The sequence below is a fragment of the Sediminibacillus halophilus genome (genome assembly GCF_900103695.1).
In the GTDB taxonomy this organism is placed as follows: domain Bacteria; phylum Bacillota; class Bacilli; order Bacillales; family Amphibacillaceae; genus Sediminibacillus; species Sediminibacillus halophilus.
The window spans coordinates 145025-158896 of record NZ_FNHF01000004.1; the positions used below are offsets into that span (position 1 = coordinate 145025).

Sequence of the window (13872 nt, forward strand, 5' to 3'; positions counted from 1 at the left end):
TGTCAGCAATTGACAAGAAGGACGATGATAGTTATGGCTAAACAGAAGCCGCCTGTAAAAAAGAATCAAACAATCGAGCTTTCTTTCCAGGATTTGACCCATGAAGGAGCAGGTGTAGGAAAAGTGGAAGGTTATCCGCTGTTTGTTCCGTATGCATTGCCGGGCGAAACAGCAAAAGTGAAGGTTGTCAAAGTCAATAAAAATTTCGGATTCGGTAAGTTGTTGGATATAAAAGAAGTAAGCCCAGAGCGAGTGGAGCCGCCTTGTGACGTGTATGTCCAATGTGGTGGCTGTCAACTGCAGCATATGAGCTATTCGCTGCAGCTGGAGATGAAGCAGAATCAAGTGAAGAATGCCTTGCGTAAAATCGCTCACCTGGAGGATGTGCCGGTTCATCCGGTGCTGGGAATGGAAGACCCATGGCGTTATCGGAATAAGGTGCAGATTCCTGTCGGAGAACGCGACGGCGAATTAATCACCGGCTTTTACCAAAAGCGCAGCCACAAAATCATCGAAGGCATGGACCGCTGTGTCATTCAGGACGAAGTCAATGACCGGATGGTGGAAGTCGTCCGTCGTATGGCCGAACGCCTGGGAATCTCCGCCTATGATGAGGAACACGATAAAGGAGTCCTTCGCCATATTATGGTACGGACCGGACAAGAAACCGGCGAGACAATGATTGTTCTGATCACCAGGACAGAAGAGCTCCCCCATCAGGAAGAGTTAGTCAAGGAGATACATGAGACCTATCCGCATGTCAAATCCATCGTGCATAACGTCAACAAAAAGAAGACCAATGTCATCTTTGGAAAAGATACAAAGGTATTGTGGGGGAATGAGTACATTTATGATAACATCGGCGATATTAAGTTCGCCATCTCCGCACGGTCTTTTTATCAAGTGAACCCGCCGCAAACGAAACGGCTGTATGATACGGCCTTGGAATATGCAGCATTGACTGGAGGAGAGACAGTCGTTGATGCTTATTGTGGAATCGGCACAATTTCTCTATTTTTAGCCCAGCAGGCGAAAAAGGTCTATGGCGTGGAAATCGTCCAGGAAGCCATTGCGGATGCCAAGAAAAACGCTAAGCTTAATCATATTGAGAATACAGAGTTCTACGTCGGGGAAGCAGAAAAGGTCATGCCTTGGTGGACGGCCCAGGGGCTGCGCCCAGATGTCATTGTGGTAGACCCGCCGCGAAAAGGCTGTGACGAAGCTTTGCTTGAAGCAATGGTCACCATGAAACCGGAGAGGATCGTCTACGTATCCTGCAATCCATCCACTCTTGCAAGAGACCTGCGCATTTTGGAAGACGGCGGCTACGAAACCAAGCAAGTACAGCCAGTCGACATGTTCCCGCAAACAGGACATATTGAAGCTGTGGCGGAGATTCGGTTAAAAAAATAATTATGCAAATAAACCCTGATTTCGAAAATAATTCTTTTGCGAAATCAGGGTCGCTTTATTTCCAAGGAAAAACGTTATTTAAGTGAAATAAAAAGAAGTCAGCCTTCTCCTAAAAAGGAAAAGGCTTTTTTGTAATTTATCCCTGATATCAGGCTTTTTGATCAAACTTATTGATTAGTGTATTATCCTCATCCACCAACCCTAAGGCGAACGCTTTTTCCATGATACCTTTCACTTCCTGCGTGCGTTTTGGATTATCTGTGTAATTCATTTGTGTTTCTAAAGCACTCCGGTGAAAGTCGGACATTTCTCTTGCATTCTTTTGATTCACAACTTTTTCTTCGTCCAGAAGTTCCTGAAACTTAGAAAAAGAGAGATCCTCCTGTTGTTCCGTCATACTTGTACCATCCCTTAATTGGTTTCGCAAATGTGCAGAAACCGTAAGGCGGCTGTAAGCAGCGAATTGTGTATTATCGGGGGTAATTCTCATATCTAAAAAACTCCTATTCTACTTCAATATATAAGTTTTCATATAGTGTATTATTTGGTGGATAGTAGTTGTTCGCGGAAATGGTGAATCTTCCACTTGAAACTGCGGATAACGGAAAGCCGACATACTTGATCGTGCCTATCACATTATTGCCGCTGTCGGTTACATATTCATCATCTAAGGCTTTAAAGGTTTGGGAGGTGATATTATTTCCATTATTGTAAACCCGGAATGTACCTTGTTGAATCGTGCCCTCTACATAGACGGCTAAGTATCCCGTTTCTCCTCCCATCGGATTCACAGCGCTTTGCTGGTTGAAGTTAACATCTTCCCATACATAATTGGCTGCGTCCGAAGTAACCCCGAATATTTGGACATTTGTCAATTCCGGCGCAGGTGCTGCAGATGCTTTATCAGCCGGTAATAATGGAATGGCCAAGAAAGCAATAAGAAGTACTCCTAACAACTTTTTCATTCTTCGTCCTCCTCTTTTTTGGTAATAAATCCCTACATCACCATCCTAACCCAATCTATTACAAAAAACAACAATCTTCTGAAAAATAGGAAGAGTGGTCTAACTATCTTATTGATTGGGAATTTTATCAACTAAGCTTTTAGTGTTTGATAAATAGTGCTTAAGCATGGTATAAGTGTAAAGGGAGCAAAGCCATTTTGCTTTTTTTATTTTTGGGATAAGGGTTTGTTACGTCCCATAATGAGAGGAATGGAGTAAAACATGACAGATAATTTTTGGCGCGATCTACCACGGCCATTTTTTGTACTGGCACCAATGGAAGATGTGACAGATGTTGTCTTTCGCCATGTGGTGAGTGAAGCAGCCAGACCTGATGTGTTCTTTACAGAGTTTACAAATACAGAAAGTTATTGTCACCCGGAGGGAAACCAGAGTGTGCGCGGGCGTTTGACGTTTACAGAAGATGAACAGCCAATGGTTGCCCATATATGGGGGGACAAGCCCGAATTGTTTCGTGAAACGAGTATCGGTGTGGCAAAGCAAGGGTTTAAGGGGATAGATATTAACATGGGCTGCCCGGTAGCAAATGTTGCACCAAAAGGGAAGGGCAGCGGCCTTATCCGCCGTCCCGACGTGGCAGCGGAGATCATACAAGCTGCGAAGGCAGGAGGATTGCCTGTAAGTGTGAAGACAAGGCTCGGTTACACAGAGGTGGACGAGTGGAAAGACTGGTTAGCGCATTTAATGAGACAAGACATTGTCAATCTTTCCATTCATCTGCGTACAAGAAAGGAAATGAGCAAAGTAGATGCCCATTGGGAGCTGATCCCAGAGATTAAGAAGCTTCGCGACGAAGTGGCACCAGATACTCTGTTGACGATCAATGGGGATATTCCCGACCGTCAAACCGGATTGAAGCTCGCTCAAGAATATGATGTAGATGGAGTTATGATCGGCCGCGGTATTTTCAATAATCCGTTTGCCTTTGAAAAGGAACCCCAAGATCATAGCAGTAAGGAATTGCTAGATCTGTTAAGGCTGCACCTTGATCTCCATGACAAATATTCCGAAGAATTCGAGCCACGTCCGTTCAAACCGCTTCTTCGCTTTTTCAAGATTTATGTGAAGGGGTTCCGAGGGGCGAGTGAATTAAGAAATCAATTGATGAGTACTAAGTCAACAGATGAAGTGCGGGCAGTGCTTGATGACTTTGAAGGAAAGAATTCTCATGAGATGGTGGAAAAAAGCGAAGCATAACGTGGGATTACCTACATTAATTCGTTACTGATTCAGGATTATATCTACCAGCTTTCACTCTATAAGTACGTTATTCAAAGCCTAATTAAAGAAAAGCAGACACGACCCTGATTTCGTTAAAAAGTTTTTTCCGAAATTCGGGGTCTTTTTATATTGCTTGCACTTCAAATATTATAAAATACATGCAGGGGAATAGAGTGCTAACATAAGTGAGGAAATTAACGTGGGAGGGATAAAACGCTAGTTCTCATTAATAACCACAAACCTTTTCTTTGCATTCATCTTTTACTTTAGGAAAGCCTTTCTTTTCGCCAAGGCTATTCACCGTAAATTCTTGTGGATCGACACTTGCAGAGAAACCAGCATTTCCATTGACAGTGCCGCGAATCATTAAGCCCCCCATCGGGTCGCTTAGATCATCACTAAACTCTACCGTACGAATGTTTTCATAGTTATTATTAGACGAATTACACCCAACACACATGATAGTGGTTAATACAAAAAGGAATTTCCACACGGAGAATACCATCCTTAAATTAGTAATCACATGTTTTTTCTTTACATTCTTCTTTTTCTTCCGGAAATCCTTCGTTTTCCCCAATTCTGGATACCGTGAAATCCTTGTTTAGACTAATCGAGAATCCGACTTCTCCATTTACCGTTCTATCTACTGTCATGCTTCCCATAGGTGCTTGGTATGGCTCTTCCAGTTCAATAGAATGAATTCCTTCGTAGTTATTTTCAATAAAACTTTTAGCTGATTCTTTAGCTTTAGATATTGTTTCTTGATCGTAATCTCCATTCGATGAATTCGCATTACATCCTATAAGCAGTAAAGTGCTCAACAAAAAAGTAATAAGATACTTATGCATCATGAAAACCAACCTTAATTAATAATCACAAAATTTATCTTTACACTCTTCTTTTTCTACTGGAAAATCCTTTCCTTTTCCGATGCTGCTTACTTGCAATTTATTCTCGGAACCAAAATCAATATCAATTAAAAAGTTTGCGTCCTCCTGCTCATTTACTGTTCCCCTAATCATCAACCCACCCATAGGATTACTGTAATCCTCACTAAATTCTATTGTCTGGATGTTTTCATAATTATTTCTTAAGAAACTCTCGGCTGTTTCTTTAGCTTGATTAACCGTTTCTTCATCGAAGTCATTCTTTACCATGTCGGTCATACATCCTGTTAACAAAACGAATGGCAAAAGAATAAAGAAATGAAATTTTCCTAGACTTGCTATCCATCCTTTTCCATTAATAATCACAGCTTTTTTCTTTACATTCATCTTTTCTATCGGGGAAGCCTTTTTTCTCGCCAACACTGTTAACAACAAAATTCTTCGGATCAACACTAACTGAGAAACCTGCTTCTCCATTAACGGTGCCTCGGATCATCAAGCCCCCCATTGGGTTACTATGGTCATCACTAAATTCTATTGTTTGGATGTTTTCATAATTGTTTTTTAAATAACTTTCTGTTGTTTTCTTAGCTTTATTGATTGCTTCCTCATCGAAGTTGTTTTTATTACTATACACATTACAACCTGCCAGCGTTAAGAGTATGAACAAAATAATGAAAGTAATTTCACGCATAAGGAATACCAATCCTTTTTCAATTAATCACCACAAGTATTTTCTTTACATTCTTCTTTCCTTTCAGGAAACTCTTTACTTACTCCTATACTCCCTATAGTATAGTCACTTTCAACCCCTGCTGAAAAATCTGCCTCTCCATCGTTAACATTGCCATCAACGGTTAATCCACTCATCGGACTTTGATAAATGTCAGTAACTTGCACAGAGGTGATTCCCACGAAATTATTTTGCAAATACTTCTCGACAGCTTCTATAGCTTTTTCCTTTGTTTCCTCATTATAGGAATTGTTGGGAGAGTTCACATTGCAACCAGTAAGAATAATGGAAGTGATCAACATTACAGTAAATAGAAACTTCCACACTTTTAAAACCTACCTGTTTTAATAATCACAAACTTTTTTTACGCACTCTTCTTTTTCTTCGGGGAAGCCTTCTTCTAAACTAATTCCGGCTACTGTAAAATCATCATTAAATGTTATGGAAAAACCACCTTTACTATTTACCTTACCATCAATCGTAAAAGCTCCCATGGGGCTCTGATAGGGTTCTTCAAATGTTATTGATTCAACACCTTTATAGTTGTTTACAATATAACTTTTAGCAGTTTCTTCCATTTTTAAAATTGTTTTCTCGTCAAAATTATTCTCGTTTAAGTTCACATTGCACCCCCCCAATAGTATAATAATAGTGGAAAAAATTATAAATCTATGGAAAATTTTCATAATACCACCTCTTTATAAGGAGAATAATAGAGAAAGGAGAACTTCTATGGTTCTACATATCTCCGATTTAGAAGCAAGTTTTATTTCAAACGAAACATACAAAGATAACAAGGAAGAAATCAAACACATAGTCAATGGAAAAAAAGTTAAATGGAAAACCATCGAAACCATCACTGACAAAGACACCGGCCTTCACGGTTACGTCCTGCAAAATCCCGAGACAGAAGAGGTAGTTATCAGTTTCCGTGGAACAGAACTTCCGACCACTACCACGAAACAAGTCGAACAAAAATATGTTGGTTCCCCCTCACAGGATGCAAGGTTGGCAGGAGCTGGCGGAGGGGCGAAATTAAAAGATGATAAACTGGTTTATGAAACGCAAGACACGGACTTTTCTGAATTCGCAAAAGATGTGAAAGAAGATGTGGAAGGTATCGTCCTTGGTAATTCCAATTATAGCAAAAAGGAATATCGAAAAACACCTTATATAGCAAGCCCCTCACAAGATGCTGCGCTTCTAGCTGGTACAGCTAAGTTAAATCCCCATGATAAAACCATCACATACACCAACAAAAACCAATTTACCGAAGCGGATAACGTCGTCAATAAATATGTAAAGCAATTTGGGGCCAACAACATAACCTTTGTCGGCCACTCGTTAGGCGGCGGGCTTGCTCAATACTATGCGGTGAAGTATGAATCCAATGCCATTACCTTCGCTGCAGCGGATGTTTTTGATTTACTGTCCGATGAAAATCAAAAGCGAGCATTAAATGGTGAATTTAAAGATAACATCATTTCTTACACCTACCCTGATGATTCTGTAGGGACCTATTATAAAAAATCCGTAGGTTCCGTTTATTATATGGGGGATCCTGCGCCTGGCGGCTGGGGATTATCGAGCCATGGCATCAAGAATTATATGGACAACAGCATGTATGATGAAAACGGCTATTTTCTGCCAAGTCTCTTATATGATGAAAAGATTCAAGATCAATTAACAATGTCACCTTTAGCTCTGAAAAATAGTGGTGTTTCGGACTTTCCTATCCGTATCCAGGCGAGTTTACTGGATAGTTACGCGACGGAGCTGAAGGACAGTGAGCACCAAATAGCAGTGACAAGAAAGGCTGTGACACATTTTCTCGACGACTACCTGGCAACGATGACGGAGTTGAAGAGTAAGTACATAAATATGGTAGGCTATGGTGAATATGATAAGTTGAACCCTTCCCACGTGGAAGAAGCCTTTCGTGGTTTGACAGAGATTGGACCTGAAGGAATACCGATGTTACTTGAAATCGATGAACTAGAAGACCTGTTGGCAAAACTTCAAAGGTCCCATTTGGACACAGGGGATATTGCTTATAATATGGAAAAAATGAGCAAGGATTTTACCCAGGTGGATCAGCTGCTTGCCCAATGGTTAAAAATCCAATAATGCAATACAAGAAGAAAAGTGGTGGATTCAGTGAAAGAAACGAATATAGCGGACTGGTGGGAAAATTATTTAGAAACAAAAAGGCAAGAGAATGAGTTGAAGAACCGCATCAAAAGTGATTTGGAAGCAAAAGCGGAGTTCTACAAGCAATACCTTGCCCGATGTTATAAGGTTCAGCCTCTTTCCGAAAAACACAGGGATATCATCGGTAAACTAGAACATAATTTTGACGGGAAGGCGAACCAAGCACTGATCCGGCGATTTGAGAAGAATCAATCCGATCTTACGGAAATCAACAATCTTTACATGGATATCTATGAAAATATAAAGCTGAAATCATGGTTTTGGTAAAAAGTGTCCATTCGAGGTTCTGAATGATCAAGCGTAACTTTTTTGGATTTCATACAGTTCTCTAATTTAAGCCTTCCAAGTAATAAGAAACACACAATTCTGATATAATGCGAAGGAGATATAACCGATATATAAGACAAAAACGGTTATGAGGGAGGCAGCATGTCAGCAAACAAACGAGTATCAAATCAGCAGCATATTCCCCGAAATAAACTCGGGGAGATAGCAGAAAATAAATACTTTCAAGCAATTGTTATTGCAATCATTGTGTTAAATGGATTGGTCATCATTGGAGAAACCTACTTTGTGGGCAATCGAATGCTCCAACTGTTGGATCGGATTATTATTTGGATATTTGTGGCGGAAATGGTGATCAAATTGGTTGGACTCGGTGTTAAAAGATATTTCTCGGATAATTGGAATGTCTTCGACTTTTTAATCGTGGCTGCAAGCTTGATTTTTTATACAGCCCCGTTTGTCACGGTTGTACGGCTGGTACGAGTCCTGCGTCTGTTAAGAATGATACCGGCCGTTCCTGCGTTACGAAAAATCGTCGACTCTTTGATGCGGTCAATCCCCGCTTTAACAGGAATACTGGGTTTGACGGTATTGATTTTTTCCATCTACGCGATTATCGGAACCACCTATTTCAGGGATGTCTTGCCGGCTGAATACTTTGGCAGCTTCCATGCTTCCCTGTTCACCCTGACGCAAGTGGTCACATTTGAATCGTGGGCAAGCCAGGTAGCAAGACCGGTAATCAACGAAATACCATGGGCCTGGATTTACTTTATCTCCTTCATCGTGATCGGCGCCTTGGTAATTCTCAACCTGGTAGTAGCGGTGATTGTAGATTTCCTGAGTCAGGAAGGGGATGATCTGCATCAGGATCAGTTGACGAAGCTGTCGAAGGATAACCAGGAACTGAAAGCGGAAATTCGGGAGATCAAGCAATTGCTTACGGAGAAGAAGAACTTTGAGACAGACAGGGAGGATCAACAGTAAAAGGAAGATGAGTATTTCGTCGGGTAATATCATAGTTAAGAATGGGAGAAAGAAAGAGTATAAGACCACTAATTTCTGTGGCGAATTAGTGGTTTTGCTTTGATGTTGGATGGTTGGAGGGAAAGTATTGTTCAAAAAACTATCATTGATTATTACAATATCTTTAGTTGTTGTTCATTTCATTATTCTGTACTTTTGGATGGTTGATTGGGAAAAATTAGTTACAGAAATTGGTTTGATTTGTTGGATTGGTTCCATTGTTTTGGGTGTGATTGCTTTCTTGGTTTATCGAAAGTTAAATCTGTCAGATAAAAGTATTATGGTTATTAAAAGAGTGATATTCAGTTCAACTTTAATGACCATATTTTTAGGTGCTTTGGCTATCTTCATTGAACTAACGACCAGTTCCATGCCTTGAAAGGGAGGGGAATGATGGAGTTACTATTTATCAGGCACGGACAAGGAGAACATACCTTGAATCCACCTGAAAGTTTACATATTACAGACCCTGGATTGACCGAAGCTGGAATCCTTCAGGCAAAATCACTTCGAAAGCAGTTCCCTTTATCAGATACAGAACTAGTTATCAGCAGTCCTCTCAGAAGAACGTTACAAACAACTCAAATATGGAGTGAGGGTACTGACTGTGCGAAAATGGTGAGCCCGCTCGTTTCTCCGAGAATGTTTCCTCAAAATCCAGAGTGGCAGACCTTGCCTTGTGATTCGCTCCTGCCAAGAGAAAAAGTAAAAGAGGAATTCAATGAGTTTTCCATAGAAGATCCTTCTGGCGAGTGGTGGTCAAAGGGTATCAATAAGTCCTCTCAACAAGCGTTTACGCGTATTGCAGAAAGATTCCTGAACAGGTGTAAGCAAACAGGCAAAAAAAGAATTTATATTGTTTCGCATGATGGAACCATTACTGCTTACAGACAATATATGACGGGTAGAAAATTATCTCGTAGTGACTTTCCAAAAGAAACTGGCGAGGTAAGAATGACTATTAATTGAGGCGAGAAGGAAAGAAAGAGATAGGATTGGACAAACAAGCATCCTTTAGATATTTGCTGGGACTTAAACAGTTGGCTCCATTTGGTGAATTTATCGTGTATGACTTGCATTTCGACGATATTTCAAGGGAGAAATGATGAGAGTAAGGAAGAACAAAGACATACGGTTAAGATCAGTGCGGTTACCGAGGGATTTAACGTTGGTTCTTACACATAACTTTGGACATAATTGGCAATAGACTTTATGACTTCTAAAAGTGGATGCATAGAGGTAATAGTGCTAAGTTTTTATTACTTTATAAGCCTGCTTGTAAGAATGAGACTGGTTGGTCTGGATTTTTCAAGCGGATACGAATCCAATTGGACAATCAAATTTACATAAAAAGAAATGGGGCAAATCAGTATTCGAGGAGATATGTCGAGTTAATTTGCCTATCAAAAAAAGAGGGTTTTTAATATAGGAGCCCAGGGCAGGAGGAAACAATTTTGAATACGATCGGACTTATAGGCGGTATGAGCTGGGAGTCTTCACTAGAGTATTACCGAATCATAAATGAAGAAGTGAAAAACAAGTTGGGTGGCTTACATTCGGCCAAGTGTTTGTTGTATAGTGTGGACTTTGAGGAGATTGAACGTTATCAAGCGGAAGAGGATTGGGAAAGAGCTGGAAACCATTTAGGTGAAGTGGCCACATCTCTGGAAAGAGCCGGTGCAGACTTTCTTGTTATTTGTACGAACACCATGCATAAAGTAATTGATTACATAGAAGAAAAAGTGCAAATACCTGTCCTGCATATTGCTGATGCTACGGCATCTCAAATTCGAAATGCACGTATCAAAACGGTCGGTTTGCTTGGGACGAAGTATACGATGGAACAAGACTTTTATAAGGCAAGATTGGAGGCAAACGGAATCAAGGTAGTGATTCCGTCAAAAGAAGAACGGGTTAACGTGAACAGAGTTATTTATGATGAGTTATGTTTAGGGAAAATCAATCCCTCGTCCAAGGACTATTACCAACAGGTAATCCGCCATTTAGTAAAAGATGGAGTGGAAGGGATCATTTTAGGGTGTACGGAAATAGGTTTATTAGTTAAGCCTGAAGACGCAGAAGTCTCCTTGTTTGATACGACTGCTATTCATGCAATGGAAGCAGTAAAAAAGGCGTTAGACCATAATTAGGCAAGTGGACTAGTATTCATTATAACGGTGCAGGATTAACATTATATTTGTTGAAGTACTAATGAAACAGGTGTGTTTATTCCCATAGGGAGGGATATCTTTATGAAAAAAACGGTTTTGTTTATTCATAGTGCTGGTCCTCAAGGTCAGGGCCAGGGAAGCAGTAATTTGTCTTCCTATTTAAGCAAGGAGCTTGGTGAGACCTATCGTTTTGTTTCTCCTAAAATGCCGGAACCGGAAAATCCGGTGTGCGCCCATTGGAAACAGCAGCTTGAGAAAGAACTCCATAAGCTTACTGGAGAAGTGACTTTGATTGGTCATTCATTGGGTGGTTCTGTCTTACTTAAATATCTAACAGAGCACTCGCTTGACTTGGCTATCTCCGGTTTATTTATAATCGCCTCACCATACTGGGGACTGGACAAAAATTGGCAGTCGAAAGAATTTACACTCCAGCGTAATTTCGAACAAAAGCTCCCTTCCATACCGAATTTGTTCCTTTATCATAGTGTGGATGAAGACATTGTTCCTTTCGCCCACCATATCGCATATGCTGAAAAGCTTCCACAAGCAACCACAAGGGAATTGGAGGGAAAACAACACTTATTTCTTAATGGATTGCCTATACTGGTCCAGGATATAGAGGGGATGTAAGTTACTCGTTAAATATTTTTCCGGTTTTCGATGGAAAAGTGAAATCAAGATTTCCCGATGATGTGAAACGCTTATCGGCATAGCAAAAGTTTACCTGAGAAAAGGAGAAAACGGATGAATAAAAACACAGCATTGATTATCATCGATGTACAAGAAGCTTTTGAAGACGAAAAGTGGGGAGTCAGAAACAATCCGCAAGCGGAAGAAAATATTAGCAGAATCCTGACTCTATGGAGAGAAAACGGATGGAAGGTCATCCATATCCAACATACCTCGGACAACCCCGACTCGCTATTTCATCCTGGGAACAAAGGGTTTTCGATAAAAGAATCCGTTCAGCCGAAGGATGGTGAAGAGGTAATCACTAAGAAAGTAAATAGCAGTTTTATTGGCACGGATCTGGAAGGGACTTTGAAACGGAATGACATTTCAACGGTAGTCATAACAGGACTGACCACTCCGCACTGTGTCTCCACCACCACAAGAATGAGCGGCAATTTAGGCTTCGATACCTACCTTGTCTCAGATGCAACGGCAGCCTTCGGATTACCGAATCATGATAACATTTACCATGATGCAGAGACTATTCATCATGTATCACTGGCCACCTTGCACGGTGAATTTGCGACGATTGTTTCCACCGGACAGCTCCTGGATAAAATCAGATAGGATATTGTATTCATATGTATTGAAATATGGATAGAGAGACCCTTGTGGCTAGAAAATAAGGGTCTTTTTAAAAGGATTAATCCTGTTCATTCCAACGCAGGCTTTTCAAGTTTTACCTTCATTCTCCCGTCCCTATACTGAACAAAAGGGTCATCCTTTTCTCCAATCAATAACTTTTCTTCCCGTAGGTGTGCGGTTTCATGATATTTCTGCTTCGTTCCATTCACTTCCACTTCCAACATCAAATGGTGCCAAAATGTATGACCATCTGCATATTCTACATCCGTAATATTGTAATCCTTTATCGTGTAATCCTGTTTTTTTAAAAATGCAATCTTTTCCATATAAAAGTCTTTGGCCTGTTCCTTTGTCAAGGTGGTATCAAAAGAAAAAACATCCGTGCCATTTCCTTCGCCATCGTAAAGAAGTAAAACGTCAAACGCTTCCTCGTATTCTTCATTGATAAGGGACTGATAGTATTTATTTATCAGGTGTTCTGCTTCTTTTTCAGGAAAGTAATTTTTTCTTATGGTGGGCCAGGAAATAACTATAGTAGACAAGATTGCTATCAAAATAAAAAGCGCAACTACTTTTTTCATCGCAGTTTCCTCCTTTTCCATTTACAATTTTAACACGTTTTGGTTAATTTTCTCACTGGTACTCTATTAAGAAGTCATATCTGTAAGTGGGTTCGACGAAATTTTAGAAATGTTTGGAAAACTGTTAAAATAAATAGTGACCTAGAAGGAATGTATGTTGGATAAGGAAAAGGGGACTGACGAGTGGAAACGACAGAACCAGCAGGACTGGACAATAGAATTATTGCCAGATTTATTGATGCTATTATTATCACCTTGGGGACCGTACTAATCACCTATATCTCATACGGGGATTTTACTAATGGAGATGAATTTCGTTTCATTGATTTTATCGGGTTTTTATATGGTTTGCTCTTACCTGTACTCTGGTATGGCTATACGCTGGGAAGAAAAGTGGCGGGGAATCGAATTGTCAGGCTCGACGGAAGAAAAGTCGGCATAGGCACCATGTTATTACGGGAATTAGTAGCAGGTATTTTTTATGCGCTCACGTTTGGAGTTGGATTGATTGTCAGTGTCTTTATGGTGGGGATGAGGGAAGACCACCGTGCGATTCATGACTTTATTGCCGGAACCTATGTGACAGGATGTCCACCAGAAAAAGTCGAGAATGCTTCGTGAAATCTGAAAAAGGGAGTGGGAAGTCATGACGGCGGATTTTTATTGCGATGAGGTGTTAAGTGGTAAAACAGAAGTTCACAAGGTGCTAGAAACAGAAAACGCGTTAGCTTACTATCATACCAAGCCATTTTGGCCATTACATATTGTCGCTATACCGAAGAAACATATTTCCTCATTGATTACATTGGAGGAAGAGGATAATGAACTATTGCTGGAACTGCTTGATGTCATTAGGAAGGTTGCTGCAATGGTGACCGAAGAACATGGTGCCTGCAGAGTAATTACTAATTTGGGAAGTTATCAGGATTCCAAACATCTCCATTGGCATATCGTGTCTGGAAAAGCTTTAAGATGAGTAATGATTCTGCGTGGGAGAAT

At 40.5% G+C, this 13872-nt stretch carries 21 protein-coding genes; 12 read left to right on the forward strand and 9 right to left on the reverse strand.

From position 1 onward, the window contains the following. Nucleotides 1-33 precede the first annotated feature (33 nt). Nucleotides 34-1413, forward strand: a complete 1380-nt coding sequence (rlmD, locus tag BLR82_RS14590) for a 23S rRNA (uracil(1939)-C(5))-methyltransferase RlmD (protein ID WP_074600215.1) — start codon at nucleotides 34-36, stop codon at nucleotides 1411-1413. A gap of 148 nt (nucleotides 1414-1561) precedes the next feature. Here the strand turns inward: rlmD and BLR82_RS14595 are convergent, their stop codons facing one another. Together BLR82_RS14595 and BLR82_RS14600 are read right to left on the reverse strand one after the other, a co-directional pair. After that, nucleotides 1562-1903 (reverse strand): hypothetical protein, encoded by a 342-nt coding sequence (locus BLR82_RS14595; RefSeq protein ID WP_074600216.1) that lies wholly within the window; start codon nucleotides 1901-1903, stop codon nucleotides 1562-1564. Nucleotides 1904-1916: 13 nt separating this feature from the next. Further along, nucleotides 1917-2378 (reverse strand): DUF4879 domain-containing protein, encoded by a 462-nt coding sequence (locus BLR82_RS14600; RefSeq protein ID WP_026569252.1) that lies wholly within the window; start codon nucleotides 2376-2378, stop codon nucleotides 1917-1919. Nucleotides 2379-2639: 261 nt separating this feature from the next. On the opposite strand from BLR82_RS14600, the gene BLR82_RS14605 reads away from it, so the two are divergent. After that, a complete protein-coding gene (locus tag BLR82_RS14605) occupies nucleotides 2640-3635 on the forward strand; it encodes a tRNA dihydrouridine synthase (protein ID WP_074600217.1) in 996 nt (331 codons plus the stop codon). A 250-nt stretch (nucleotides 3636-3885) separates the two neighbouring features. Here BLR82_RS14605 and BLR82_RS14610 read toward each other — a convergent pair whose 3' ends face one another. From BLR82_RS14610 to BLR82_RS14635, 6 genes are all read right to left on the reverse strand, one after another. After that, complete coding sequence (locus BLR82_RS14610; RefSeq protein WP_074600218.1) at nucleotides 3886-4152, reverse strand: hypothetical protein; 267 nt, start codon at nucleotides 4150-4152, stop codon at nucleotides 3886-3888. A gap of 19 nt (nucleotides 4153-4171) precedes the next feature. Further along, nucleotides 4172-4510 (reverse strand): hypothetical protein, encoded by a 339-nt coding sequence (locus tag BLR82_RS14615; protein ID WP_074600219.1) that lies wholly within the window; start codon nucleotides 4508-4510, stop codon nucleotides 4172-4174. A gap of 15 nt (nucleotides 4511-4525) precedes the next feature. Beyond that, nucleotides 4526-4816 (reverse strand): DUF1433 domain-containing protein, encoded by a 291-nt coding sequence (locus tag BLR82_RS21115; protein WP_074600220.1) that lies wholly within the window; start codon nucleotides 4814-4816, stop codon nucleotides 4526-4528. Between the two features lie 85 nt (nucleotides 4817-4901). After that, the gene (locus BLR82_RS14625) at nucleotides 4902-5240 is read right to left on the reverse strand and encodes a DUF1433 domain-containing protein (RefSeq protein WP_074600221.1); all 339 of its coding nucleotides are present in this window, start codon (nucleotides 5238-5240) and stop codon (nucleotides 4902-4904) included. Nucleotides 5241-5263: 23 nt separating this feature from the next. Continuing rightward, a complete protein-coding gene (locus BLR82_RS14630) occupies nucleotides 5264-5605 on the reverse strand; it encodes a DUF1433 domain-containing protein (RefSeq protein WP_074600222.1) in 342 nt (113 codons plus the stop codon). 18 nt (nucleotides 5606-5623) lie between these two features. Continuing rightward, nucleotides 5624-5902 (reverse strand): DUF1433 domain-containing protein, encoded by a 279-nt coding sequence (locus BLR82_RS14635; RefSeq protein ID WP_175486824.1) that lies wholly within the window; start codon nucleotides 5900-5902, stop codon nucleotides 5624-5626. Between the two features lie 109 nt (nucleotides 5903-6011). On the opposite strand from BLR82_RS14635, the gene BLR82_RS14640 reads away from it, so the two are divergent. The 8 genes from BLR82_RS14640 (at nucleotide 6012) to BLR82_RS14675 (ending at nucleotide 12274) form a co-directional block, all read left to right on the forward strand. Further along, a complete protein-coding gene (locus tag BLR82_RS14640) occupies nucleotides 6012-7406 on the forward strand; it encodes an alpha/beta fold hydrolase (RefSeq protein ID WP_074600223.1) in 1395 nt (464 codons plus the stop codon). Nucleotides 7407-7436: 30 nt separating this feature from the next. Further along, a complete protein-coding gene (locus tag BLR82_RS14645; protein ID WP_139186975.1) occupies nucleotides 7437-7757 on the forward strand; it encodes a hypothetical protein in 321 nt (106 codons plus the stop codon). Between the two features lie 162 nt (nucleotides 7758-7919). Further along, nucleotides 7920-8762, forward strand: coding sequence for an ion transporter (locus tag BLR82_RS14650; protein WP_074600225.1), 843 nt, complete (start codon nucleotides 7920-7922; stop codon nucleotides 8760-8762). A gap of 127 nt (nucleotides 8763-8889) precedes the next feature. Beyond that, nucleotides 8890-9180 carry a hypothetical protein gene (locus tag BLR82_RS14655; protein ID WP_074600226.1) on the forward strand — a complete coding sequence of 97 codons (291 nt, stop codon included), beginning with the start codon at nucleotides 8890-8892 and terminating at the stop codon, nucleotides 9178-9180. A gap of 14 nt (nucleotides 9181-9194) precedes the next feature. Continuing rightward, complete coding sequence (locus BLR82_RS14660) at nucleotides 9195-9770, forward strand: histidine phosphatase family protein (protein WP_074600227.1); 576 nt, start codon at nucleotides 9195-9197, stop codon at nucleotides 9768-9770. 485 nt (nucleotides 9771-10255) lie between these two features. Beyond that, nucleotides 10256-10951, forward strand: coding sequence for an aspartate/glutamate racemase family protein (locus BLR82_RS14665; RefSeq protein ID WP_074600228.1), 696 nt, complete (start codon nucleotides 10256-10258; stop codon nucleotides 10949-10951). Nucleotides 10952-11053: 102 nt separating this feature from the next. Further along, nucleotides 11054-11605 (forward strand): alpha/beta hydrolase, encoded by a 552-nt coding sequence (locus BLR82_RS14670; protein WP_074600229.1) that lies wholly within the window; start codon nucleotides 11054-11056, stop codon nucleotides 11603-11605. A 114-nt stretch (nucleotides 11606-11719) separates the two neighbouring features. Continuing rightward, nucleotides 11720-12274, forward strand: a complete 555-nt coding sequence (locus tag BLR82_RS14675; protein WP_074600230.1) for a cysteine hydrolase family protein — start codon at nucleotides 11720-11722, stop codon at nucleotides 12272-12274. An 86-nt stretch (nucleotides 12275-12360) separates the two neighbouring features. Here BLR82_RS14675 and BLR82_RS14680 read toward each other — a convergent pair whose 3' ends face one another. After that, a complete protein-coding gene (locus BLR82_RS14680) occupies nucleotides 12361-12873 on the reverse strand; it encodes a hypothetical protein (protein ID WP_074600231.1) in 513 nt (170 codons plus the stop codon). 183 nt (nucleotides 12874-13056) lie between these two features. On the opposite strand from BLR82_RS14680, the gene BLR82_RS14685 reads away from it, so the two are divergent. Together BLR82_RS14685 and BLR82_RS14690 are read left to right on the forward strand one after the other, a co-directional pair. After that, the gene (locus tag BLR82_RS14685; RefSeq protein WP_074600232.1) at nucleotides 13057-13494 is read left to right on the forward strand and encodes an RDD family protein; all 438 of its coding nucleotides are present in this window, start codon (nucleotides 13057-13059) and stop codon (nucleotides 13492-13494) included. A gap of 25 nt (nucleotides 13495-13519) precedes the next feature. Next, nucleotides 13520-13849 (forward strand): HIT domain-containing protein, encoded by a 330-nt coding sequence (locus tag BLR82_RS14690; protein ID WP_074600233.1) that lies wholly within the window; start codon nucleotides 13520-13522, stop codon nucleotides 13847-13849. Nucleotides 13850-13872 lie beyond the last annotated feature (23 nt).